This window comes from Floridaenema fluviatile BLCC-F154, assembly GCF_041929135.1.
Lineage (GTDB): Bacteria > Cyanobacteriota > Cyanobacteriia > Cyanobacteriales > Aerosakkonemataceae > Floridanema > Floridanema fluviatile.
Genome location: NZ_JBHFNS010000094.1, coordinates 20,266 through 44,896, shown reverse-complemented (window position 1 = coordinate 44,896; position 24,631 = coordinate 20,266). Strand labels below are relative to the sequence as shown.

The window sequence follows — 24,631 nt, the reverse complement described above, 5'->3', positions numbered from 1 at the left end:
AGTAGAATGCGTCAGCATTTACCACTGTTTAGTATAAAAGGATTTTCCCAAATGCGTTGTCCTTTCTGTAATAACCCAGATAATCGCGTGCTGGAATCACGTTCAGCAGAAGGCGGACAAAGTATTCGCCGTCGTCGAGAATGTCTCCGCTGTAAGCGTCGCTTTACCACTTATGAACAAATTGAATTTGTTCCGGTGACAGTGATTAAGCGAGATGGAAGGCGAGAAGGTTTCGATCGCTCTAAACTCTTAAGAGGAATTGTCCGGGCTTGCGAAAAAACAGGTATTTCCCAAGAGTGTATCGAAGCACTTACAGATGAGGTAGAATCTGAATTACAACAGCGAGAAGTGCGCGAAGTTACCAGTAATGAAATTGGTGAATTAGTGTTACAAAAACTCCGCTATTTAAGTGAAGTAGCTTACGTGCGCTTTGCTTCAGTTTATCGCCAATTTCGCGGCATTGCGGACTTCATTCATACCTTAAATCAACTCCGTAACGAGCATCATCCAGCATCCAGAGAAGAAATCCCCACCAACAATAATTTAGTTGCCGAAAATTCTGGCTTAAAGATGGAGGAAACCCAAAAAACAGCAACTTTCGCCCATTCTGAGATTCGTTGAAGTCCTGCTAAATCAAAGCTTTTAGTCCTTTAACACTAGCCAACTCGATCGTTGATTGGCTAAATACTCACCTGCAAAACCAAGAAAATCGGAAAAACTAGTTTGACTTGCTCTAGTTAAGTTAAAATAATATGTCTGGACTCTGAATCACCTTAGCTAAAACAATGCTAATATATGAGATTTGGAGGAATGAAGGTGTAAACGGCACATTAAAAACGTGCGTATACATCGACAGGAGGCGAAATTTTACAAAAACTAACAAGGACAAGGTTCGATTCGCATGGTCAATCAGAAAACAACAACTGCCGATATTGGTTTTACTCTCGACGATTTTGCTGCTCTACTCGACAAATACGATTATCACTTCAATCCTGGTGATATTGTAGCTGGTACTGTATTTAGTATAGAGCCGAGGGGCGCTCTGATTGACATTGGTGCTAAAACGGCGGCTTATATTCCAATTCAGGAAATGTCGATTAACCGAGTAGACGCTCCTGAAGAGGTGTTACAATCCAACGAAACTCGCGAGTTCTTCATTCTTACTGATGAAAATGAAGATGGACAATTAACTCTTTCGATTCGCCGCATTGAATATATGCGTGCTTGGGAACGGGTGCGCCAGTTGCAAGCAGAAGATGCTACCGTGCGATCGCAGGTTTTTGCTACCAACCGTGGTGGAGCATTAGTCAGAATTGAAGGGTTACGTGGTTTTATTCCGGGATCTCATATCAGTACTCGGAAGCCTAAAGAAGATTTAGTAGGGGAAGAATTACCACTAAAATTTTTAGAAGTAGATGAAGACAGAAATCGTTTAGTTCTCTCCCATAGACGCGCATTAGTTGAGCGGAAGATGAACCGCTTAGAAGTTGGTGAAGTGGTAATTGGTTCGGTACGTGGTATTAAACCTTATGGTGCGTTTATCGATATTGGTGGTGTAAGCGGGTTACTACACATTTCGGAAATTTCCCACGAACATATCGATACACCTCACAGCGTTTTCAATGTCAATGATGAAATTAAGGTGATGATCATTGACTTGGATGCGGAAAGGGGAAGAATTTCGCTTTCTACTAAGCAGTTGGAACCAGAAGCTGGGGATATGATTCGGAACCGCGATCGCGTTTACGATATGGCGGAAGAAATGGCGGCGAAGTATCGGGAACAGCAACGAGCCAAGTTACTAGGTGAAGTTCCCGCAGCAGCGGAAGCAGCGGTAGCTGTGGAAGAAGCGGCTCCGGCTGAGGTGGCTGAAGATGTGGATGTGGATGTGGATGTGGATGTGGAAGCGGAAGCGGAAACTGTGACTGCGGAAACTGTGACTGCGGAAGCAGCGGCTCCAGCAGAGGTGGCTGAAGTTGTGGAAGCAGAAACCGAAGCGGTAAGTGCAGAAGAGGAAGCAGTTCCGGCTGGGGTTGGTGCTGTAGCAACAACTGAATCAGAAGCGGTTGCAGAAGAAGCAGATGAAGTATTACCTTCTGCTGAAGAGGAATAATTGATTTTTAAAAGAAGTTACCAAAAACTAAGAGGGAAAAACCCTCTTTTTTTGTTGGTAATATCGATTTGGGAGAGAAATATTGTGGTAAATATTCGCTGTAAAGAAGTAATTTTTCCTGAGATTCAGGGGATAATTTTTGATAAAGATGGGACTTTGGAAAATTCGGCAGAGTTTTTGCGAAATTTAGCTCAAAAACGATCGCGCTTAATAGATGCGGAAATTCCCGGAGTTGGCGATCCGTTGTTAATGGCGTTTGGTGTTGATAGTAATCAAATCGATCCGACTGGTTTAATGGCGGTGGGAAGTCGCCGGGAAAATGAAATTGCGGCGGCGGCTTATATTGCGGAAACTGGTAGGGGGTGGATGGAGTCTTTGGCGATCGCTCGTCGTGCTTTTAGTGAAGCAGATCGACACTTTCAAAATGCTGCACCTTCACCTTTATTTGTGGGGTGTTTGGAAGTTTTACAATTACTATCCGCTGCTGGTTTAAAGTTAGGCATTCTTTCAGCCGATACTACGGCAAAAGTGGAAGCTTTTGTTCAAAGATATCAGCTAACTAATTATATTCAGTTAGCTATGGGAGTGGATCGAGGACCTAGTAAACCAGATCCGGCTTTATTTTGGCAAGCTTGTGAAAAGTTAGGAGTAGAACCTAGTGCGACTTTGATGGTTGGTGATGCTGTCAGCGATATGGAAATGGCGCGTCAAGCTGGCGCTGCTGGTTGTATTGGGATTTGTTGGGAAAATTCTCAAGCCAGTCATTTAGCGATCGCAGATGTAACTATTGAGCAACTAGATCGACTGGAAGTTGTCAATTGCTAAAACTTCATATTTCCTAATTCTTCAGATAAGTTTTCCACCTGCAATGGGTGGAAAAACAGTTGTATTTACCAATTTTTCTCCCATAAATTCGCTAATTTTTCAGTTATTATATGAGGTTGCTTCACAACAATTCTGATAAGTACTTAACCGATCGAAATCGCTGATTAAGGCGTAGCAGTTGTTACTTTTATCTGATTAAGCTCTAGTCAATCTATCTTCTGAGAGAGTCAACAAATTAAAAAGTACTTGTCTTACTTTCCGTCTTGAGGTGGAGTAACAACGATCTCAGACAAGGATAACATTTGCATAACAGTTAGACAAGCTAAAGGCAATTTAATTTATAGCAGTCTCAAGATTCTCTGTGAATAAGTATTCTGCTAACTAAAAGATTGGCAAATCAGCTTGAGCTAAATGGCTAAATTTACTGTTAAGTGCCAGGAGAAAACATGAGAATTGCTCAAATAGCACCTTTATGGGAAAGAGTTCCACCTCCCGCTTATGGAGGAGTTGAATTAGTAGTAGGACTGCTTTGTAATGAACTAGTCAAACGTGGTCATGAAGTAACTTTGTTTGCTTCTGGAGATTCAATTAGTTTAGCCAAATTGGAGTGGGTTCATCCTCGTGCTTTGCGCTTAGATAATTCAGTGAAAGAATATAACATCTATGAGATGTTACATCTAAGTCGAGTGTATGAAAAAGCTGCGGAATTTGATGTAATTCACTCTCATATTGGTTGTGTAGCTTTACCTTTTGCTAACTTAGTAAAAACGCCGACAATTCACACATTACATGGGATTTTCACTCCTGATAATGAGAAATTGTATGCCTACTCTCGCCAACAACCTTTCGTAAGTATTTCGGATGCTCAAAGGGAAGCGCGGTTAAATTTGAACTGTGTGGGGACAGTTTATAATGGCATTGATGTGAGCGCGTTTAAGTTTTATGAAAAGCCACAAGATCCACCTTATTTAGCATTTTTAGGGCGAGTTTCTCCTGAAAAAGGTACGCATTTAGCGATCGAGATTGCCAAACGTTCTGGTTGGCAATTAAAGATTGCAGGTAAGGTAGATGTAGTCGATCGCTTATACTTCGAGCAAAAAATCAAACCTCATATTGATGGGGAACAAATTCAATTTCTTGGTGAAGCTAACCACGTCCAAAAAAATAAATTGATGGGCAATGCAGCGGTGACACTGTTCCCCATTACTTGGCGAGAACCTTTTGGGTTAGTAATGGTTGAATCAATGGTATCAGGAACGCCCGTGATCGCGATGAATTTAGGTTCAACTACTGAGGTTATTGCTGATGGTAAGACAGGTTTTCTCTGTGATAGTCTTGAGGAATGTGTTGCAGCAATTGAACCAGCTACTCAACTCGATCGCTATACTTGCCGTCAGCACGTAATTGACAAGTTTAGCGTCCAAGAAATGACTTCAGGTTATGAAGCAGTTTATGAAAAGATTTTGGCAGAACGGTTTGCCCACAATGGTCATTCTCGCCCGGTAAGAAGAATGCAATTTGCTTAAAACTGAAGATTACATAACCACCTAAAATTTAGGTGGATTTTTTAATTTCTGACTAGATTAAGATAACCAGTTAACATCACGAATCGTTCTTTTAAGAGAATAACAGGAGAACCGGATATGTCTCATCGTAATAGACAGCCGATCGCATTAATTTCCCTTCATGCCGATCCCGCAGCAGAAGTGGTAAAACAAGATGTTGGGGGACAAAATGTTTATGTGCGAAATGTGGGAGAAGTGTTAGCTAAATTAGGTTGGCAAGTAGATATGTTTACCCGCAAAGCTAATCATAACGAACCGACAATCGTTCAACATTCACCTGATTGTCGCACGATTCGCTTGTCAGCAGGGCCAGAAAAATTTATTCCTAAAAACGATTTGTTGGAATATCTGCCAGAATTTTTAGAGGCTTTTCTCAAATTTCAAAGCAAAGAAGGCACAAATTATCCTTTAGTGCATACAAATTACTGGCTTTCTGGTTGGGTTGGTTTGCAATTACAAGAATTACGCAATATTCAATTGATACATACTCATCATTCTCTAGGTATAGTCAAGTATCAAGCAGCTGGTTATCAACCACCAATTGCAGAAACTAGATTAGCAATAGAAAAACAAGTTTTAGAGCAAGCAAACTGTGTAGTTGCTACTAGTCCCCAAGAACAAGAAGCTTTGCGAAAATTGGTTTCTGAAATTGGAGAAATTCAAGTAATTTCTAGTGGCACAGATATTAGTAACTTCCGGTTATTATCGAAGACTGAAGCTAGATTAAAGTTAGGATTTGACCAAAGCGAAAATATAGTTTTGTATGTAGGGCGATTCGATCGACGTAAAGGTGTAGAAACACTGCTGCAAGCTTGCGGGAATTGTCAGGCAAAGAGTCAAGGAAATTTTCGCTTGGTAATTACTGGGGGAGAAGATCCTCATTCTGAAAGCGATCGGGAAGAGGAGAAAATTAAACTGTTAGCTCAAGAATTAGAATTGACAGAAAATATCCTATTTACAGGTCGCTTAGATCATGATATTCTACCCTTTTATTATGCCGCAGCTGATGTTTGTGTAGTGCCAAGTTACTACGAACCATTTGGCTTAGTGGCAATTGAAGCTATGGCTTGCGGTACGCCTGTAGTGGCTTCCAATGTTGGCGGCTTGAAATTTACTGTGATTCCTGAAGAAACAGGTTTGTTAGTTCCGCCTCATGATATTGATGCTTTTAGTGTGGCGATCGATCGGATTTTAACTGATGATGTTTGGGCAAGAAAAATGCGAAAGCAAGCTTCACTACGAGTGCGACAAAACTTTAGTTGGGCTTATGTAGCAGGACAGTTGAGCGATCTTTATCGTTGTTTATTGGCTAGGTCAATTATGAATGAACAACTCTGGCATTTACATTTGCCTACTCGTTGGTCAAGTAATGTTCCTGAGTTGGAAGTTTCTGCCGTAGGATCGGCAAAACTGGGTAAAGTTTCCTAAAGTTTTTCAGGAGTTCGGGAGTCGGGAGTAGTGAGTTAAGATTGTTCTATTCTCGGCTCTTATATTGTTTAGTTATAGATACTTTTACGATCGCCTCTAGCGTGATATATTTACCAAAGTACAAATCTCTTGATTCAAGTCTTCTAGAGAATATCCAACCCTAGACAGAGGAAAATACTGTGTTTGATGTGCTACAAGAGAATTTGATACTTACATCAGCCAATTAACGTTATTTTAGAGTAGCCAATGCCAGCCTCAGCGCATTCTTCACTGCAAAAAGTGTTTGATTACACCATGCTTGATGCAGAAACCAGTTTATTCATTCAGCAACAAACTGCGGAAATTCGGGCGCTCATGAAGCGCACTGCACAAGATATCATTGAAATCGGACAAAAGTTAATTTTAGTTAAAGAGAAACTCGCCCACGGGAGATTCTTAGATTGGATAGCTGCTGAATTTGAATGGAGCTATCCCACAGCGGCAAGATTCATGCAAGTAGCGAACTCCTTTCAAAAAAGTTATCAAATTGATAAGTTCGCTGCATCTGCTTTATATGTCCTAGCAGCACCTTCAACGCCAGCAAGTGCCCGTTCGGAAGCGATCGCTCGTGCGGAAGCAGGGGAACCGATCACCTATACGATCGCCAAAGAAATTAGGCAAAAACATAGTTCGCCAGACAATAAAACTAAAACCGAATCAGTTCCATTAAAACCTGTTCCGGTTATTTTACCCGCCAATGAATCACGTCCGAAAGTAGAAATTGTCGCCACTCGCCCAGCCAAGGAAGCAACTCCTGCGAAAGCCAAAAAAGAAATTGAATTGCCGGAAGTTAAACGAGTAATTCCGATTTCCGTAACCACATCAAATTCTGTAAAATCGACTCCTGTAAAATCAACATCTGTCAGATCGACTGCGGTTAACAATCCTATTTCTCAACCATCTTCAACTGCTGTCAAACGGGAAGCGACAGGGATTTGGTGGCAATTAGGGAGAAGACATCTACTGTATTGTGGCGATCCTAATTCCGCAGAATTTATGCAGAAAGTTCCCGATCGGGCGGGATTATTATTAGGTTTTCCTTCCGATCAAGATTGGTATTCAATTATTCCAGCCGAGAACCGAATTATTGTCACAAAAAACTTACCGCAATCTAAAGATATTCGACTGTTTGAAGACACTCTGGAATCAATCCTTTTGCTTTACACGGAGTTAGGAGAAACAGTAATTGTTTGTTTCTTGCCCTATCCAGAAATTCTCTCAACCATTAACCGTTTAGATCGCCTTGCTATTTTTGCCGAACCAGATCCAAAACGAGTCAATGAAATTATTTCTGATTGGAAAGGAGGAGGATTAAAGGCAGAGAAAATAGAATTTTGAAATTTTTCCGGGTGCATCTTACATTCCTAGAAAATCTAGGGTTTAAGCAATAAATTCTTATACCAAATCTGGGTCAGCTACCCCTTTATGATTGGGTGATGGAAATCGCTACTACACAAACAAAGTCCGCCTACGCGAACTAAAGAATAGCGGGAGTATTTAAACCGGATTTGGTATTACTGAGATGCTTCGCTGCTACTCCCGTTATTCCAATTAGGTTAACGGGAGATTAGCTTTCAGGAGCAAATATTATTTCTTGCGCCATCTCTCAGTTACTTTAAAAATGATGTCCAAGCGAAAATTATTGACTAAATCTATTAAAGTATTTGCCAAATCAATATGAGTTTCCGGGATTTGTTGAATTAATTCCATAGTTAGTTGATCGTCAACTGCGGCGGCGGCTTGATGTAATTTGGCGTTCCACTCTTGAGGCATCACATTTAAGTTTTCTGAGGTTAACGTCGGGGTTTGGGAATGTTTAGTATTTGATTGAGAATTATCTGCATAAATATAGCGTACACCCAAGTACTTAGCAATTTTTTCTAATAAAACTTCTGAGCGAAAAGGTTTAGGCATAAAGTCATTACATCCCGCCTTTAAAATAGCTGGTTGCTGTTCTTCAAAAACACTAGCAGTCAGAGCAATAATCACTGTGTTTTTTCCTTGAGGATGAGCTTTAATTTGTCGAGTAGCTTCATAGCCATCCATGACAGGCATTCGCATATCCATCCAGATTAGATGGGGTTGCCAACTTTGCCAAATTGTTACAGCTTCTTGACCATTTTCTGCTTCTCGCACTTCAAATCCTAAAGGTACTAATAATTTCACTAATAGTTGACGATTCTCTTTAATATCTTCCACAACTAAGAGCCGATAAGTTGGTTGATTTGGTTCTAAACAGATAACTTGTCTGGTATTTAAGCTAATATTTTCGGTGGTTTTTGATGCTAATTTGGCAAAAATATTAAAAGTAAAAATAGAGCCAATACCTAATTGGCTTTCGACAGTTATTTCTCCCCCCATTAGTTTGACAAATTGTTGACTGATGGCTAAACCTAAGCCTGTTCCCTGTCCTGTTTGGCGACCTGTTTGAGTTTGAGCAAAAGGTTGAAATAAGTTACTAATTTCATTTTGAGCTATTCCGGGGCCAGTATCTTGAACTGTAAAATTTATTGATAATTCGTCTGTTTTCTCTAATTCTAAGGATGCTAAAAATACTGTTAAAGTTACATAGCCGTTTTCAGTAAATTTAATGGCGTTACCTAATAAATTAAGTAAAACTTGACGTAATTTGCTTTCATCTGATTGGATATTTTGGGGAACATCAGAAGCTATGATAAAGTTTAGTTCCAAGCCTTTACTTTCCGCTTTTAATCGGAACATATCTTTCAACAATTCCAGCATTTGATGTAAATTAAAACAGCTTTCATTTAAGACGATTTGCCCCGATTCAATCTTAGCCATTGATAAAATATCATTAATTAAGTTGAGTAAATGTTCGCCGCTACGATTGATAATTTCTAAGTATTCTCTTTGCTCTGAGGAAATAGACTTACTCCGCACCATGATTTGACTAAATCCTAAAATTGCATTTAAGGGAGTACGCAATTCATGACTCATTTTGGCGAGAAACTGACTTTTAGCATAGTTAGCAGCATCGGCGGTTTCTTTTGCTTTCATTAATTCTAAAGATTGCCGTTGGGTTTGACAAAGTAGTTCGGCTTGTTGTAAAGCGACTGCTAGTTGAGTGCCAATTTGGAGGACGACATTAATTTCTGATTCTTGCCATTGTCTGGGTTGAGAATTTTGATAAACTGTTAGTAAGCCCCAGAATTCATTACCAGAGAAAATGGGGACGGTTAAGAAACCTTTAGATTGGAATTGTTCTAAAATTTCAATATGATATTTAGGAAGTTCGCTTTGATAGATATCTGCTACTGCTAAGTAGTTGATTGGGTGATTTTCTATATCAGTTTGATCTAATTGTTTGATGACACATTCTTTTTTATTTAAGATACAAGCTGTTAGTTGAGAATCTAATAAAGAAATCCAACCATCGGCTACTGATTCAGCGACGAATTCTCCATTCCAATCTTCATGGAAGCGATAAATGGTAACGCGATCGCAATCTAAAAGTTGTCGTAATTCCGTAGTTGTGGCGCTAAAAATTTCCGGTAACTCTAATGTTTGGCGAATTTTTTGAATTACTTGGGTTAGTGCTTGTTCCCGTTTGGCGCTTTCCAGTAATGCTTTCTCTACTCGTTTACGTTCTGTAACTTCTACCACAACCGATCCGACGCTGCGAGAATGTCCATCTTCTCCGGGAATGGGAAATAAAGACACAATCCAATCACGTAAAACTCCAGGTTGGCTAGGAACTTCTCCCCGAATTTCTAAGTTAAGTGCTGGTTCATTTGTGGCTAAAATTTGCTGATATAAAGGCACTAAACTAGAGGCGATTTCCGGTAAGATTTGCTGGAAGGTTTTGCCAATATGTTCTGATGCAGGTAAGCCATTTAATTCTGCTAATTGTTGATTGATTTTTACATAGCGCAATTCTTCGTCTACAATACTTAATCCTACTGGTGCTGAGGAGAAAAAGACATTGAGCAAAGCTTCTCTAAAGGCGAGTTGTTGTTCTAAGATTTTGCGATCGCTAATGTCTCTACCTTCAGGAATTAATAAAGTTACTTGTCCTTGTTGATTACAAATTGGTCGCAGGGAAAAATCAATGGTAACAATTTGATTATCTTTACCGATCACATCTACTTCATAACGCATGAAAGCACCCGCAGCAGCAGCGGCGATCGCTAATTTCAATTCTGATTGAGTTTCGGGAGAAATTGTCCACCATTTAGTTTCCCAAAATAGTCGATCGAGTACTTCTTCTCTAGTAACTCCCGCAAAATCTAATGCGGTTTGATTAACTTCTAAAATTTTTCCATCGGGTTGCAATAAACCGACAAATTGAATAGCTTGATTGAAAATAGCACGGAATTTTTCTTCACTTTCTCGCAAAGCTAATTCTACTTGCTTGCGTTCGGTAATATCCATTGCTGTGCCATATAATTCAATGACTTGATTTGCCTCATTAAGAATAGTTTCTCCTCTGCCTTCAATGTAACGTATCTCACCATCAGACCGGATAATCCGAAATATTTGCGTGTAAGTTTTTCCGGTTTGCAAGCTATCACTAACTGTTTGATACCACGCCTCACAGTCTTCTGGATGAATTAATTTTTGATGTTCGGCAAATGTGGGTTCAGGTTTATTAGGATCTAACCCAAAAATGTGGAATAATTCTTCTGACCAAGTAACTTTTCCTTTAACGATATCAAAGTGCCAACTACCAATATGAGCGACTCTTTGAGCAGTTGCTAAACTAGCTTGGCTCTTGCGTAATGCTTGTTCGGCAAATTTGCGATCGCTCACATCAAATAACACTCCGTACCAAACAACATCACCATTATTTCGTCCTTCTGGTCGTGATTTTGCTTGCACCCATTTCAGTTTTCCTGAAGGTGTAAAGATCCGCCATTCATGGGAAAAAGGTGATAAATTTCGTCTACTAAGGGCGACCGCTTCGGCGTAACTTTGGCGATCGTCAGGATGAAAGGCATCAAATATAAGTTGGGGATTTTTTAAAACCTGTTCCAACGGTACTTCCTGAATCTCTTCCACTGCTGGACTGAGATATTCAAAATTGATATTGTTTTGGGAATCTTCGACGAATTCATAAACTACTCCTGGTATATTAGCAACCAATGTTTGAAACCGTGCTTCGCTTTTTTCATAAGCTTGTTCCGCTTGTTTACGAGCCGTAATATCTCTCACTACCCACAATACAGAATTTTCTGAAATTGGAGAAATAGTTGCAGTAAACCAATATTCGTTTTCCGTCACAATCAAACGGTAATCAAAGTTAATTTTTTGGTTTTTTCTTAAAGATTCTTGGATTTTTTCTATCCAACTTATCCGGTAATCATGATCGGTAAAGAATATATCTAATATACTAGTCATTAAGTCATTGCTATTAGGTAAATAGCGGAAGTTGCTGGGAAGCATTTCTATATCTTTAATGTTATTTCCTTGTACTGTAATAATCATTAATAAATCTGTCATTGACTCAAAGACTTTCCGCATCTTTTCTTCGGCAGTCTTAATTTTTTCTTCTGCTAGTTGACGATTAATAATTTCCTCTTGTAATTGTTGATTTAAACTTTTTAATGCTGTTGCTTGTGAATTAACTAAATTTTGATTAACTTCTGTGATATTCCCAGATTCTAGCAAGTGATTTTGAATACTTTGGCGAGTAATCATCCCAATAAGATTACCTGTTGACCCAACTACAGGTAAATAATTAACTTGATGGCTACTCAGTAAAGAGTTCACCAAAAATACATTGTCAGCGGCGCTTTCATTAATAGTAGCTAAATCTTTCTTAATTACTGAATCCAATGATAATCGATCCAATTGAGCGCCGTTAGCGATTAATTGGATAATTTCTCGTTCTGTAAATAAGCCAATTACAGGACTTTCGGGCTCAGAGTTAGCCAATACTACTAAATAACTAGTAGAATTTTGGTTCATTAAGGCGATCGCCCTATTTACGGTAGTGTCCGATGTAGTAGTTAAGGGATGGTAATTTATAAATGAGCTAATGTCCTGTTTCTGCATAGCAAGAATCTAGGGTAAAGGTAATCCACATCTAATCAACTAAGTCCTTTAATTATTGTCTCTATAGTTTCTCCGATTGTGGTACTGATGCAATATTTTATTACTGATTGGCAGTTGGTAGTAATAACTGCCGTCGTTTCAGTGATTGATTTACCAAGTTAAGGCTAAATTCAGCGAATTTGCCAGGAAAAATTAGCTTGAGTTTGAGGGCAATATTGAGCCACGATTGGACGCTAATTTATCAGCCCAACGAGTAGTTTCTGGTAAACGATATTTAGTAGTACAACGCAAAACATAATCAATGGCTGTAGGTAAACTAACTCGATGTCCGCTAGAAACATACACAGGTTTTACTCCTGTGCGTGTCCGCAAAACCGCGCCTATTGTCTCGCCACGATATATTAAAGGTTGCCAAGTTTCCCGTTCTTCTGGTAGTTCTGCGTGTTTGCCAACTAACAAAGATTTTGCGACTCCGATCGCCGGAATATTCGTGAGTAAGCCCAAGTGACAAGCAATACCAAATCGACGGGGATGTGCGATACCCTGACCATCGCATAAGATTAAATTTGGTGTAATAGTAAGTTTTTCCATTGCTTCTAGTACAGCCGGAACTTCTCTAAAGGAGAGAAATCCGGGAACGTAGGGAAAAGTAGTGGGACGGTAAGCGATCGCATACTCTTGCAACTGCAAGTCAGGAAAGCTTAAAACTGCTACAGCGGCTCGTGTAATGCTTCCAGATTCCGTAAATCCTACATCAACTCCCGCAACGTACTGTACAGTAGTCAATTGATCGGAAGTAATCACCTCTGAGGCTAATTGCTGCTGAATCACGATTGCTTCTTCCGCAGTCAAAGGCCAATCATGACGTTGATTTATCTTCATCTTTAGCTACCTTTTATTTTTTAGTGTACCGATGGAAACTTGAGCAAAACCAAAGAGGGATACTTTCTAAATTTAAATTCAAATGGACAATTAATCATACTTAGAATAAAGCTTAATATATTCCGCAAATTAAACTACAAGCTATGTTGGGAAAATTGTTAGGGGCAAGATATCAAGTAATACAAGTTTTGGGTGCAGGAGGGTTCGGCGAAACCTACATCGCGGAAGATCGGCAACGTCCAGGTTATCCCAGGTGTGTGGTCAAACGCTTTCGTCCTACCAATCAGAATACAAGCTTTCTAACTGTAGCTCGACGGCTTTTTTACACAGAAGCAGAAACCCTGGAAAAGTTGGGGCGACATGACCAAATTCCCCGTCTATTAGCTTACTTTGAAGAAGAAAAAGAGTTTTATTTAGTTCAAGAATTTATTGAAGGTCTTTCTCTGAACGATGAACTAAGAGCAGGGAAAAAACAATCAGAAGCTTATGTGTTTAGTTTGTTGGAAGATGTTTTAGGAATTCTTAGTTTTGTCCACAATCAAGGAGTAATTCATCGTGATATTAAGCCGAGTAATTTAATTCGCCGGAATTCTGACGGAAGGTTAGTTTTAATTGATTTTGGTGCAGTTAAATCGATCGAAACTCAAATGGCAGGCGAGCCAAAAGATCAGATGGAATTAACCGTGGGAATTGGTACTCAAGGTTATATGCCTTGCGAACAATTGGCAGGAAAACCCAGGTTTAATAGTGATATTTACGCTGTGGGAATGATTGGGATTAAAGCTTTAACAGGATTACAACCTTTGCAGCTGCCAAATAGCCCTCAAACTCATGAAATTGTCTGGCAAAATCATGCTCAAGTCAGCCCCAGTTTGGCAGGGGTTTTAGATAAGATGGTGCGTTATCATTCGAGCGATCGCTATCAGTCAGCCTCGCAAGTATTAGAAGCTTTGGGGGAAATTTCCAGTCCAGTTCCTCCGACAGAATTACCACCGGAAGAGAGCAATCGTTTAGGAAAAGTGCGGCGATTGTTAGTTGTTACTACTGGATTAGCAGCAGTTATTCTTCTGGTTTTTTGGGTGGGAAAAAATTTAATTCCCTTATCTACCAACTTTAACGCTAACTTTTTATTGAAGACAAGCAATCAATCGGAATCTGCTGCCGATCGCATTAGTTTTGGTACTCAAAGTTTAACTCCTTGGCAGATTAACCCTTATAAACAAGAAGGAATAGACTTAATTAAATCAGGAGCTTATGAGCAAGCAATTTCCGCTTTGAAAAATGCCATAAAAGTAAATCGTAGCGATCCCGAAACTTTGATTTACTTGCATAATGCTCAGATTGGTAATGCTAGATCTTACAGTATTGCTGTCGTTGTGCCGTTAGTTACTAGCCCACAGAGTTCTTTGGAAATGTTGCGCGGTGTCGCCCAAGCACAGTCAGAAATTAATGCTGCGGGTGGTATTAATGGAATTCCCTTAAAAGTGGGTATTGCTCATGATGATAATCAAGCAAAAGTTGCTCAATCTGTGGCGCAAGAATTGGTAAAAAACGCTGATATTTTAGGTGTGGTAGGGCATGGAATTAGTGATACAACTTTAGCAGCTGCGTCAGTTTATGAAGCCGGAGAATTAGTAACAATTTCTCCAATTAGTTCGGCGGTGCAATTGTCGGGATTTAGTGGTTATATTTTTCGGACTATGCCGAGCGATCGCTTCACAGCTAGAGCTTTGAGTAATTATATGTTAACTCAGTTAAAAAAAGAAAAAGTAGTAGTATTTTATAATTCTGCTAGTGTTTACAGTAAGTCTTTGAAAGATGAATTTAAAAATGCTTTGTTCTATGCCGGAAAAGGTAAAGTTTTAAGCGAAATTGATTTGGCTAGACCTGATTTTAATGCTAAAGTTAGCGTCGATCGAGCAATTGAAAAAGGCGCAGAGGTAATTTTAACAGTTCCTAGCAGTGACGTAGCCGATCGCGCTTTGCAAGTAATACATATCAACCGTCGCCGCTTAAGTTTATTAGCTGGAGATGGGTTTTATAGTGAGAAAACTTTAGAAATTGGGGGGGAATATGCCGCAGGAATGGTGTTAGCAATTCCGGGCAATATTACCGGAAAACAGGGAGAATTTTTTCAGAATAATGGGCTGAAAATTTGGGGCGGAAATGTCAATTGGCGCACGGCTCTTGCTTATGATGCTACCAAAGCTTTAGTTGCGGCTATTGGGAAAAATCCTACCCGCAAAGGCGTACAGCGATCGCTTTCTGCACCTAATTTCATAATTTCTGGAGCTACCGGAGATGTGAGTTTTCGGGCTACAGGCGATCGGGAAGCTCCAGTACAACTAGTCATAGTTACTCCCAAAACTCCCGAAAAACCCGAAAATGGTTATCAGTTCACCCCATTAAAGTAATTACTTGGGGAATATTTTGCGAAGCTTATATTAAAATTTGTGTTTTTATTTAGGGAATTAAAGTATTTTATCTGGTGGCTAAATATTTTTTATTAAAGTTAAACAATATTTTTAGTTTTTCTTACTCTAGGTAATAGGTTAAGTTGCACAAAGAATATTTACGTAAGTATGCAGAAAGTAAAGATTTGCAACGTTACCAGTGTTTATACCGATAGGCAGATGTTAAAAAAAACCTTAAGATCGGATTAAATTTTATACCATATAGATACTCAGATAAATCAAATGACTTCTGATGTAGAAACAAACACAATATATAACAGTTTGTTGATAAATAGTTCAGACATCACGCAGAAAACATCAAGTTGTTCTGAAGAAATTTTGCGAATTTACCAAAGGGCGATGGCAGCAGCAATAAATGGAATAGTGATTGTTGATGCCAGTCAGTCAAATTTACCAGTAATTTACTGTAATCCTGCTTTTGAAAAAACGACAGGTTATACAGCCTCAGAAGTAATCGGAAAAAACTGCCGACTTTTGCAAGGAAAAGATACAGATCTAAATGCGATCGCTCAAATTCGCCAAGCTATCAAAGAAGGGCGAGAATGTTGCGTAGTTTTGAAAAATTATCGTAAAGATGGTCAACATTTTTGGAATGAATTAACAATTTCACCTGTGCATGATGCTCAGGGAAAGCTTACTCATTTTATCGGCATTCAAAATGACATTACCGAACGCAAAGAAATTGAAGACTCTCTACAAAAAGCTTATGAAGAATTAGAAAAAAGAGTAGATGAACGGACAGTAACTTTAAAACAGATGAATGAAAAGTTGCAAGTAGAAATAACTGAACGGCAAAAAGTTGAAGCTGCATTACGGGAAAGCGAAGCTAGATTTCGGGCAATTTTTGAAAGAGCCGCTATTGGAATTGCTTTAGTTGATATGGAAGGAAAACCTGTAGTTAGCAATCCCGCTTTGCAAAAAATCCTGGGTTATAGCAATGAAGAACTTCGCGAAATGACCTTTAGCGAGTTTACGTATCCCGATGATGTCGATCAGAATCAAGAACTTTATCAAAAGATGATTACTGGGGATCTAGATCATTATCAAATGGAGAAACGTTACTATCGCAAAGATCGGCAGATAGTTTGGGCAAATTTAACAGTTTCTTTAGTGCGAGATGTGCAGGGGAAACCGCTATTTGCTGTTAGTATGGTGAAGAATATTAGCGATCGCAAACAAGCAGAAACAGCATTGCAACTATCTCAAGAAAGGCTCAATTTTTTACTTTCCTCTAACCCCGTTGTCATTTACAGCTGTAAAGCTTCTGGCGATTATGGCGCGACATTTATGAGTGAAAATGTTCGCTCTTTATTTGGTTATGAACCTGAAGAATTTGTCAACGATTCAAGTTTTTGGGCTAATCACATTCACCCAGAAGATACGCCTCGTGTATTTGCTGATTTAGTCCATTTATTTGAGCATAATTATCACAATCACGAATATCGTTTTCTTCATAAAAATGGCAAATATATCTGGGTATATGACCAAACAAAATTAATTCGAGATAGTCAAGGAAATCCTTTAGAAATATTGGGTTATTGGGCGGATATTAGCGACCTCAAAGAAACCGAAGATAAACTCAAATCATCATTAAAAGAGAAAGAAGTATTACTCAAAGAAATCCATCACCGAGTTAAAAATAATTTGCAAGTAATTTCTAGCTTATTAAAATTACAATCTGGATATATCAACGACCCCCCAACATTAGCATTATTTGGTGATAGCCAAAATCGTGTCAAAGCTATGGCATTAATACATGAAAAACTATATCAATCTTCTGATTTAGCGAGAATTCCTGTATCCGAATATATTTACCAATTGGCTGATAACCTAGTTAACTCTTATGCTTTAAAAGCCAACCATATCAAATTAAACATTTCTGTAGATAAGATATTTTTAGATGTTGATACAGCAATTCCCTGTGGTTTAATTATTAACGAACTACTTTCTAATTCATTAAAATATGCTTTTCCTAATAACAAATCAGGAGAAATTGATATAGAATTTAAGTTGGTTGAGCCAGAGAAATTATTCTTAAAAATCAGCGATAATGGGATTGGTTTACCAGCAAACTTTCAACTCGAAGAAGCAGAATCATTAGGTTTACAATTAGTCTCCAACTTAACTGAACAGCTTGCTGGTAATCTGACTGTAAACTCTAACTGTGGCACATCTTTTACAATCATATTTAAACCAGCATTTCTTCGCTATATTAGTAACAGCGAAAAAGTCAGGTAAATAGTCAATGAAATCTTCCAATACTTCTTACATCTTGGCAGGTATAGCGATATTACTTTTAGTTGGAGCAATTTTCTTCAAACCTTTTGTCATTATCAATGCTGGAGAACGCGGCGTTGTCATGAAATTTGGGCAAGTTCAAGAAGAGGTATTAACTGAAGGAATACACCCAATTATTCCGATTGTCAATACTGTAAAATCTCTCAGTGTCCGGGTACAAAAACATCAAATCCCCGGTCAAGCTTCCTCAAAAGATTTACAAGATGTATTTACTGATGTGGCGCTTAACTGGCATATTGTCCCAGATAAATCTAACCTAGTTTTTCAGCAGATTGGTGATGAAAATGAAGTGGTGCAACGAATTATTAATCCAGCAGTTGAAGAGATCTTAAAAGCAGTAATGGCGCTTTACACTGCGGAACAAATTATCACTAAACGTGGAGAAGTAAAAGCGGGAATTGACTCACAGTTGACATCGAGATTAGCTCAGTATAACATTGCCGTAGATGATATTTCGCTGGTAAATATTCGCTTTTCTCAAAGGTTTAGCGAAGCAGTGGAAGCAAAACAAATTGCCGAACAAGAAGCCAAAAGAGCCGAGTTTTTAGCTTTAAAAGCTACCCAAGAAGCGCAAGCAGAAGTTAACCGCGCTAAAGGACAAGCAGAAGCCCAAAGATTACTCCGAGAAAACTTAACAGCGGAGATTTTGCAAAAAAGAGCGATCGACAAATGGGACGGACATTTCCCCACTGTGTTAGGTGGCAATAGTGCGCTACCATTTATTAATATTAAACCTCATGAATTATCACCCGCAGTTCAACAGTGAACACACCCAGTCACGCGATAATTAATCTTTTCCTGTTGGGTAAACAGTCCCTACCCCAAGCAAATTTTCCCATTTTTATAGGGGCAATTTTACCCGACATTCCTATTTTCTTCTTCTACGGATGGGCAAAATTAATTGCGCGTCAATCAGAAAAACAAATTTGGTCAGAAACCTACTACAAACCATTGTGGCAAAGTATCGTCGCTATCTGTCATTCCATTCCCTTAGCTTTAGCAGGATGGTTGATTTGTGATTATTTCAAATGGGAAAATTTAGAGATTTTCTTTATTAGTTTGGTGCTACATTCTTTGGGAGATTTACCAGTTCACAATGATGATGCACATCGTCACTTTTTCCCTTTGAGTAACTATCGATTTATTAGTCCGATTTCTTATTGGGATAGACAGCATTATGGGGCGATCGTTTCCTTAATGGAATTATTCTTAGTCTTGTTAGCAATAATTCCCGTCTTTCAGATTTTACATTCTGCGATCGGCAAAACTTTACTAATTTCTATTAACATAATTTACCTTTATTTTTTCCTCCGTTCTCGTAAATGGATGAGTAGCGAAAGTCAACTGAATTAGAATTTAACTTTTCCTTGAAACGGCTGATCTTAAATACTAAAATCCTCACAACAAACTCTTTTACTCAGTTAGTTGTCAGGACTTTAGTTCTTTTCACTCATAAGCTAAAAACTAGGTTGATTAATATCAATTACTACTAATACCAAACCTAGCCAACAATTCTTCACGCGACAATTGAAGTATCAAGCGCGAATACTCTTCTGGAGGTAACTTTAGCAAAGGTTCAATTACTTTCGCCAGTTCCTCATCCACAGCATCAAATCGCAGTCTCAGCAAATTTCCCACAACAAGGCGACGTTCCTGTAAACTTCCTTCCTGTATTCCTTCGCGCATACCTTCGCGCAAAGTGTTTTCCCGCCATTCTAAATAAGCTGGTGTTAAATTCATAATTAATTCCCTCTCATCTTCAGTTAAATTTTCTTTCATTTCCACATTGATTCGCCAGGTAGAAATTAGTTCTAAAATGTTTCTGCGTAATTGGTTTTCGGGAGAAAGTTCGGTAATCTCATTAATAGCTTGCTGTTAAGTTGTGCCTTTTCCCAGAATTCTCAGCCAAAGTGTTTCAGGATTAACTGGTAGTTGATTTATTGCTACGATCGCTGTTTTCAGGGATTCGGCTAAAAAGTAAACACCAACAGGCCAATTATTTGTCTCTAGTTTAGCACCAAAGCTATCAACTAAAGCAGTGGAAGTAGAAGTTGCTAAAATCCACAAAATCGGTAATTCATTTTCGGAAAGTTCCTCATCTTCCCGCCTAGCGCGGCGCTGTAACTCGCTATGGAGGGAAAATAGTTTGAGGATACAATTGCGAATCTCTGTTTTGCTGGGTTGATTACGAAATGGTTCTAGCAAGCAGGGAGTTGCTACCATTTTACCGAGCAATCCTAATATATCGCGATCGCCTGTAGGATTAGGTACAAAGGAAATATCAACTAGTCGAACTTCTCCGGCAATTTCCCGGCTAATTTCCACATTACCTATAGTTGATAGGAGTTCTTCTAAATATTGTTTAGCAAATTGGTCGTGTGGTTGTCGAGTCATTAGATTTGAGATTTTCAGAACGAGTTAAACTGGAAATGCGATCGCAAAAGGTGACTTGTATGTTTGTCGCAACTTCTCAATTAAGATTGGTTACAAATGCAGCTTTGCTTTCAAATGTAACATGGGAAACTTTGGAAAAACTGGATGCAGATTTGGCTGGAACAGGCGCACGTTTAACTTATTTAGATGGGTGTTTAGAAATTATGTCTCCCTTATCTGATGAACACGAAGAACCTAGAAATACTTTAGGTCAGCTTTTAGAAATTTATATGCGGATGAAAAACATTCGTTTCTACGGACGGGGGAGTACAACGATCGGGAAAAAGGAGTTAAGCGCAAGGAAAGAACCTGATGAATCTTATTGTTTAAGTACGCGCAAATCAGTTCCAGATTTGGCAATTGAAGTGATAGTAACTAGTGACGGAATTGAAGTTTTAGAAATTTATCGGCGAGTGGGAGTGCGGGAAGTTTGGTTTTGGCAAGATGCGGTAATTTCAGTTTATTGTTTGCGGGAAACGGGATATGAATTAGTGAGTAATAGTGAAGTTTTACCGGAGTTGGATTTGCGATCGCTAGAGTTCTATTCTCGCATGGCAGATCAATATGATGCGGTGAATGCTTTTATGAGTTTTTTAACCACAGATGGACACAGATAAACACAGATGTTTATTCAGATTTGTTCGGGTGGCGATTGCCTACGGCACGCTACGCGATCGCAAGATCCCGTTATACTTAATTCTATTAACGCGACACTTGCCAAATTTTAATTGTTTTGTCCCAACTACCACTAGCTAAAGTATTTCCATCTGAACTGATAGCTACAGATTCAACTCTGTTTGAATGCCCATTCAGAGTGTTAAGTAACTCCCCTGTATCGAAATTCCAAACTTTAATAACACCATCATTACTTCCACTCACAATTCTTTTTCCATCCGGGCTAAAAGCAACTGTATATACTGAGTCATCATGACCATTGAGAGTGCGAATTAAATCACCTGTATTGAGATTCCAAACTTTGATTACTTTATCATAATTCCCGCTAACAATTGTTTGCCCATTCGGACTTATAGCAACATCAAGAACCGAATTTGAATCAGTTAAACTTTTAACTAACTTACCTGTGTTGAGATTCCAAATTTTGATCGTCTTGTCACCACTACCACTAACAATTGTTTTTCCATCTGGACTAATAGCAACAGAAGTTACCCACGCTGTATGCCCCGCCATAGCAAAAATTAACTCACCTTTAAAATTCCACAATTCTACCAGTCCTTCCGAAGTACTGCTAACAATATTATTCCCATTTGGACTAATAGCAACCGCATAAACATCACCGACATTTTTTCGGAAACTCCGAATTAGTTGACCTGTTGCTAAATTCCATATTTTAATCGTATTATCATAACTACCACTAACAATAGTTTTACCATCGGGGCTAATAGCAATAGAAGTAACTCTAGCAGTATGACCTCTCAAAGTCCTAAGCAACTGTCCTGTATTTATATTCCAAATACTAATAGTTTTGTCTGCATTACTACCCACCAAATACTGCCCATCTGGACTAATAGCAACCGATAAAACCCAATCATAATCTGTAAGAGTGTTAGCTAAAGAAAGAGTTTCTAAATTACTTACTCTACTGCTAGAATTCTGCGAAATAACATCCTTTGCACTAACAAAATTCACACCTAATTTAGAAACAGAAGATCCAACTCCTGTTCCTAAAACTAACAATATAGTAGCTGCTAATCTGAAAAATAATTTTTGCATAATTCCTCCTTTTATTGTGTTAGTAAGTTTTCCCATTAACGAATACCACACTTGGCAACTTTTGGCGCTAACACAGATAATCTATTACTCGGTAATTTGTTATCATTAAACATTACAGGTAAATGTCCTGATGGTGCATTTTTAGTAAAGTTGTAGTCATTGTATTTTAGCCAACTCTGATTCACTCGCCAGCCAACGCGATCGCCAAACCGATTATAAACTTCATTAGTCGGTTTTGAACTACCACCAACACTTTTCCAAATCGATTCTTGCACAGTAAAACCAAACTTTCTTTGGCTATATTTCGCCCATAACTGATTAATTTTGTCAAGTTCTTCGCAAGGAAACTTATCTATAGATTGTACATCCAACCAACCCTCTTTTTCCCGATTAGCAACCTTCAGCATAACATTACGAGTTTCTGCATCTGCTGCTTGCCAATTTTCTGATTTCAGGAAATTCTCAAGTTGAGGATAGTCCCCACTTTTGGAATTAGAAATAAAAGGCGAACTACTCACCACCGGACTAACAGAATTATCACCTAATTTAGAAACAAAAAAACCAATTCCCACACCCAAAACTAATAACAAACTCGCTGCTACTCCCACAACAGGTAAATTGCTTTTTCGCTTCCCTAACTTTTGCGTCAGTTCCTTTATTCGCTGCAAAATTACCTGTGTATTCTCCGGTCTATCTCCTGGCTTTTGCGCCATCAAATTATCAATAAAATCAGCTAAAATTGGAGAAATACTTGCCGCATCTCGCCAGCGAAACACATCATTATGAGCATCATAAAATTTTAAAGGATATTGTCCTGTTAGTAAATGCACAAATGTCCGTCCCAAAGCAAAAAAATCTGATTGCGGTACAGCTTGAAAATTCATTTGTTCTGGTGGCGTATACCCCGCAGAAACTACCGCTGTAATTTGATTTCCTGCCCCAAGTTTGGCAAGATAAGTATAAGTTGCTTCCCTCGCAGTACCAAAATCAATTAACACTAACTGCCCATCATGTTTTAACATAATATTGGCAGGCTTAATATCCCGATGAAAATACTTCTTTTCATGAACTAAATGTAGGATTTCTGTTATGTGCTTTAACCAGGATATTGCTTGCTGTTCGGAAATAGGATGATTTCCCTGTTGTTTTAACCACTCTTCTAAGTTTAATCCCTCGATTTTTTCCATCACAATACAATGCAACATCAATCCGTTTTTGGTTTGATATTGAAAATAACTATCCACTTGGGGAATACCAGGATGTTTTAATTGTGCTAATACTTTTGCTTCTTTTTGAAATAGTTCGACTGCTTTAGCGTTGTTGTTTAGATGCTCTTTGAGGACTTTTAGTATTTTGGGGTTTCCTTGTTCTTCTGCAATATAAATTTTACCAAAACCACTTTTATCGCTGAGGAGTTGCGTCACTCGATAGCGTCCTTCTAAAAGTAATTCGGAACCGCAACTTTGACAATAGCGGTTGTTAATGTTCTGCGGATGATCTGGTTTTGGGCAATTTGGATTAATGCACAGACTCATTTTTCGCTGTGGATAGATGGGATTTTTTTAGTATAAGGGAGATTTAGCTTTTTTTAACGCAGATGAACACAGATGGTATATGTAGGTTATCTGTTTTTCCTTTAGTTCTTTTTTTAGTACGCAGATGAATGCAGATGAACGCAGATGAACGCAGATGTAGAGGTATTTTTGGAGGAGATGCGATCGCACTTTCAAATCAACATAATATCCCAGCATTGAAATGTTAAACTAGCCACAAGGCATCACCGCAAATGCAAGTTATTTTTGGTATATAATTTTCTCCTAGCGGGATAGGTCTACAATAATGTCGCAGTCATAACTTCAGGGAATTTTAGCGATCGCATTTCCCAAAAAACTACAAAACCCCATTGAAAAGTCATACAATTAGAATATCTCAAATCTACGCTTCCCTTTTCCTCCGATGACAGAATCTAATTTGAAACAAAAGATTGCCGAAAATTTAGAACTACTACCAAAAGGTGAACTTCAGGAAGTTCTGGATTTTGTTGATTTTTTGGTATGGCGAAACAGCAAACAAAAGGAAACTATATTACCTGAGAAAAATTCTCCTTCGGAATCTTCACCTATTGATGATTCGATCGTACATTATGTAGAAGGAGTTTTAGTAGTGAAAGCTGCATCAAGAGAGGCGGGAGAAGAAGTTAAATGGGAAAGTCTTGTCCCAGAAATGCGAGAAGAAAGAATTAGGAAATTTATGCCGTGATGAGAGTTTTGTTTGATACATCTGTGCTGGTAGCAACGATGCTGGAAGAACATCCCCATCACTCTAAATGTTTTGCTTGGTTACAGCGAGTCAGAATAGAAGAAATAAAAGGATTTATTTCAACTCATAGTGTAGCTGAACTTTATTTTGTACTTACTCGCTTTCCTCGCACTCCTCGAATTAATCCTGAGTTAGCACAACAATTAATTAGGGAAAATTTGAATAGATTTGAGAAAGTTGCTTTAACTGTTGAAGATTATGAAGTAACGGTGGCGAAAATGGTGAGTTTAAATTTACCAGGAGGAGGTATTTTTGATGGTTTAATTGCTCAGGCTGCGCTTAAAGCAGAAGTTGATGTATTATTAACTTTAAATCCTCATGATTTTACTCGATTAGGTGATGATGTAGCTCAATTGGTACAAGTGCCGATTTAGGGCGATCGCTCCTGATAATTCTCCAAAACTCAGATAAAGTTATATATTAACATCTCATACATTGAGGGGATTTTTAGCGATCGCATTTCCCAAAAACTACAAAATACGATTGAAAATTCATCTGTTATTTCAGAG

The 24,631-nt window shown here is 38.6% G+C and carries 17 protein-coding genes and 1 pseudogene; 13 read left to right on the top strand and 5 right to left on the bottom strand.

Annotated features, from left to right (window positions below; translation table 11 throughout):
- Window positions 1-51 precede the first annotated feature (51 nt).
- The 6 genes from nrdR (at window position 52) to ACE1B6_RS28355 (ending at window position 7,308) form a co-directional block, all read left to right on the top strand.
- Entirely contained in the window at window positions 52-621 is a 570-nt protein-coding gene (nrdR, locus tag ACE1B6_RS28380; RefSeq protein ID WP_413260662.1) for a transcriptional regulator NrdR, read from the top strand.
- 280 nt (window positions 622-901) lie between these two features.
- Window positions 902-2,113, top strand: a complete 1,212-nt coding sequence (locus ACE1B6_RS28375; RefSeq protein ID WP_413260661.1) for a 30S ribosomal protein S1 — start codon at window positions 902-904, stop codon at window positions 2,111-2,113.
- 84 nt (window positions 2,114-2,197) lie between these two features.
- A complete protein-coding gene (locus tag ACE1B6_RS28370) occupies window positions 2,198-2,938 on the top strand; it encodes an HAD family hydrolase (protein ID WP_413260660.1) in 741 nt (246 codons plus the stop codon).
- Window positions 2,939-3,384: 446 nt separating this feature from the next.
- Window positions 3,385-4,464 carry a glycosyltransferase family 4 protein gene (locus ACE1B6_RS28365; protein WP_413260659.1) on the top strand — a complete coding sequence of 360 codons (1,080 nt, stop codon included), beginning with the start codon at window positions 3,385-3,387 and terminating at the stop codon, window positions 4,462-4,464.
- Window positions 4,465-4,581: 117 nt separating this feature from the next.
- A complete protein-coding gene (locus ACE1B6_RS28360; RefSeq protein ID WP_413260658.1) occupies window positions 4,582-5,931 on the top strand; it encodes a glycosyltransferase family 4 protein in 1,350 nt (449 codons plus the stop codon).
- A 246-nt stretch (window positions 5,932-6,177) separates the two neighbouring features.
- Complete coding sequence (locus ACE1B6_RS28355; RefSeq protein ID WP_413260657.1) at window positions 6,178-7,308, top strand: DUF3102 domain-containing protein; 1,131 nt, start codon at window positions 6,178-6,180, stop codon at window positions 7,306-7,308.
- Between the two features lie 249 nt (window positions 7,309-7,557).
- Here ACE1B6_RS28355 and ACE1B6_RS28350 read toward each other — a convergent pair whose 3' ends face one another.
- A complete protein-coding gene (locus ACE1B6_RS28350; RefSeq protein WP_413260656.1) occupies window positions 7,558-11,985 on the bottom strand; it encodes a PAS domain S-box protein in 4,428 nt (1,475 codons plus the stop codon).
- Between the two features lie 192 nt (window positions 11,986-12,177).
- The gene (gene nfi / locus ACE1B6_RS28345) at window positions 12,178-12,867 is read right to left on the bottom strand and encodes a deoxyribonuclease V (protein ID WP_413260655.1); all 690 of its coding nucleotides are present in this window, start codon (window positions 12,865-12,867) and stop codon (window positions 12,178-12,180) included.
- A gap of 143 nt (window positions 12,868-13,010) precedes the next feature.
- On the opposite strand from nfi, the gene ACE1B6_RS28340 reads away from it, so the two are divergent.
- From ACE1B6_RS28340 to ACE1B6_RS28325, 4 genes are all read left to right on the top strand, one after another.
- Window positions 13,011-15,281 (top strand): bifunctional serine/threonine-protein kinase/ABC transporter substrate-binding protein, encoded by a 2,271-nt coding sequence (locus tag ACE1B6_RS28340; protein ID WP_413260654.1) that lies wholly within the window; start codon window positions 13,011-13,013, stop codon window positions 15,279-15,281.
- Window positions 15,282-15,563: 282 nt separating this feature from the next.
- Window positions 15,564-17,579 carry a PAS domain S-box protein gene (locus ACE1B6_RS28335; RefSeq protein ID WP_413260653.1) on the top strand — a complete coding sequence of 672 codons (2,016 nt, stop codon included), beginning with the start codon at window positions 15,564-15,566 and terminating at the stop codon, window positions 17,577-17,579.
- Window positions 17,580-17,586: 7 nt separating this feature from the next.
- On the top strand, window positions 17,587-18,405 hold the full coding sequence (locus tag ACE1B6_RS28330) for a prohibitin family protein (RefSeq protein ID WP_413260652.1): 819 nt from the start codon (window positions 17,587-17,589) through the stop codon (window positions 18,403-18,405).
- Window positions 18,402-18,992 (top strand): hypothetical protein, encoded by a 591-nt coding sequence (locus tag ACE1B6_RS28325; protein ID WP_413260651.1) that lies wholly within the window; start codon window positions 18,402-18,404, stop codon window positions 18,990-18,992. The genes ACE1B6_RS28330 and ACE1B6_RS28325 overlap by 4 nt, the downstream gene beginning before the upstream one ends.
- 126 nt (window positions 18,993-19,118) lie before the next feature.
- Here the strand turns inward: ACE1B6_RS28325 and ACE1B6_RS30190 are convergent.
- A pseudogene (locus ACE1B6_RS30190) lies at window positions 19,119-20,033 on the bottom strand (RpnC/YadD family protein).
- Between the two features lie 59 nt (window positions 20,034-20,092).
- On the opposite strand from ACE1B6_RS30190, the gene ACE1B6_RS28310 reads away from it, so the two are divergent.
- The gene (locus ACE1B6_RS28310) at window positions 20,093-20,689 is read left to right on the top strand and encodes a Uma2 family endonuclease (protein ID WP_459563123.1); all 597 of its coding nucleotides are present in this window, start codon (window positions 20,093-20,095) and stop codon (window positions 20,687-20,689) included.
- Window positions 20,690-20,774: 85 nt separating this feature from the next.
- Here the strand turns inward: ACE1B6_RS28310 and ACE1B6_RS28305 are convergent, their stop codons facing one another.
- Window positions 20,775-21,803, bottom strand: coding sequence for a WD40 repeat domain-containing protein (locus ACE1B6_RS28305; RefSeq protein WP_413260647.1), 1,029 nt, complete (start codon window positions 21,801-21,803; stop codon window positions 20,775-20,777).
- 35 nt (window positions 21,804-21,838) lie between these two features.
- A complete protein-coding gene (locus ACE1B6_RS28300) occupies window positions 21,839-23,338 on the bottom strand; it encodes a GUN4 domain-containing protein (protein ID WP_413260646.1) in 1,500 nt (499 codons plus the stop codon).
- Between the two features lie 421 nt (window positions 23,339-23,759).
- Between ACE1B6_RS28300 and ACE1B6_RS28295 the strand changes: the two genes are divergently transcribed.
- Both ACE1B6_RS28295 and ACE1B6_RS28290 read left to right on the top strand, forming a co-directional pair.
- The gene (locus ACE1B6_RS28295) at window positions 23,760-24,062 is read left to right on the top strand and encodes a hypothetical protein (RefSeq protein ID WP_413260645.1); all 303 of its coding nucleotides are present in this window, start codon (window positions 23,760-23,762) and stop codon (window positions 24,060-24,062) included.
- The gene (locus tag ACE1B6_RS28290) at window positions 24,062-24,496 is read left to right on the top strand and encodes a type II toxin-antitoxin system VapC family toxin (protein WP_413260644.1); all 435 of its coding nucleotides are present in this window, start codon (window positions 24,062-24,064) and stop codon (window positions 24,494-24,496) included. Before ACE1B6_RS28295 ends, ACE1B6_RS28290 begins: the two co-directional genes overlap by 1 nt.
- Window positions 24,497-24,631: the final 135 nt, after the last annotated feature.

Excerpts from the sequence above, each read along its gene's own strand:
- ACE1B6_RS28295 (WP_413260645.1), top strand. The coding sequence starts at position 23,760 with ATGACAGAATCTAATTTGAAACAAAAGATTGCCGAAAATTTAGAACTA.
- nfi (WP_413260655.1), bottom strand. The coding sequence starts at position 12,867 with ATGAAGATAAATCAACGTCATGATTGGCCTTTGACTGCGGAAGAAGCA.
- ACE1B6_RS28360 (WP_413260658.1), top strand. The coding sequence starts at position 4,582 with ATGTCTCATCGTAATAGACAGCCGATCGCATTAATTTCCCTTCATGCC.
- ACE1B6_RS28375 (WP_413260661.1), top strand. The coding sequence starts at position 902 with ATGGTCAATCAGAAAACAACAACTGCCGATATTGGTTTTACTCTCGAC.
- ACE1B6_RS28355 (WP_413260657.1), top strand. The coding sequence starts at position 6,178 with ATGCCAGCCTCAGCGCATTCTTCACTGCAAAAAGTGTTTGATTACACC.
- ACE1B6_RS28350 (WP_413260656.1), bottom strand. The coding sequence starts at position 11,985 with ATGCAGAAACAGGACATTAGCTCATTTATAAATTACCATCCCTTAACT.
- ACE1B6_RS28335 (WP_413260653.1), top strand. The coding sequence starts at position 15,564 with ATGACTTCTGATGTAGAAACAAACACAATATATAACAGTTTGTTGATA.
- ACE1B6_RS28290 (WP_413260644.1), top strand. The coding sequence starts at position 24,062 with ATGAGAGTTTTGTTTGATACATCTGTGCTGGTAGCAACGATGCTGGAA.
- ACE1B6_RS28340 (WP_413260654.1), top strand. The coding sequence starts at position 13,011 with ATGTTGGGAAAATTGTTAGGGGCAAGATATCAAGTAATACAAGTTTTG.
- ACE1B6_RS28330 (WP_413260652.1), top strand. The coding sequence starts at position 17,587 with ATGAAATCTTCCAATACTTCTTACATCTTGGCAGGTATAGCGATATTA.
- ACE1B6_RS28305 (WP_413260647.1), bottom strand. The coding sequence starts at position 21,803 with ATGCAAAAATTATTTTTCAGATTAGCAGCTACTATATTGTTAGTTTTA.
- ACE1B6_RS28310 (WP_459563123.1), top strand. The coding sequence starts at position 20,093 with ATGTTTGTCGCAACTTCTCAATTAAGATTGGTTACAAATGCAGCTTTG.
- ACE1B6_RS28365 (WP_413260659.1), top strand. The coding sequence starts at position 3,385 with ATGAGAATTGCTCAAATAGCACCTTTATGGGAAAGAGTTCCACCTCCC.
- ACE1B6_RS28300 (WP_413260646.1), bottom strand. The coding sequence starts at position 23,338 with ATGAGTCTGTGCATTAATCCAAATTGCCCAAAACCAGATCATCCGCAG.
- nrdR (WP_413260662.1), top strand. The coding sequence starts at position 52 with ATGCGTTGTCCTTTCTGTAATAACCCAGATAATCGCGTGCTGGAATCA.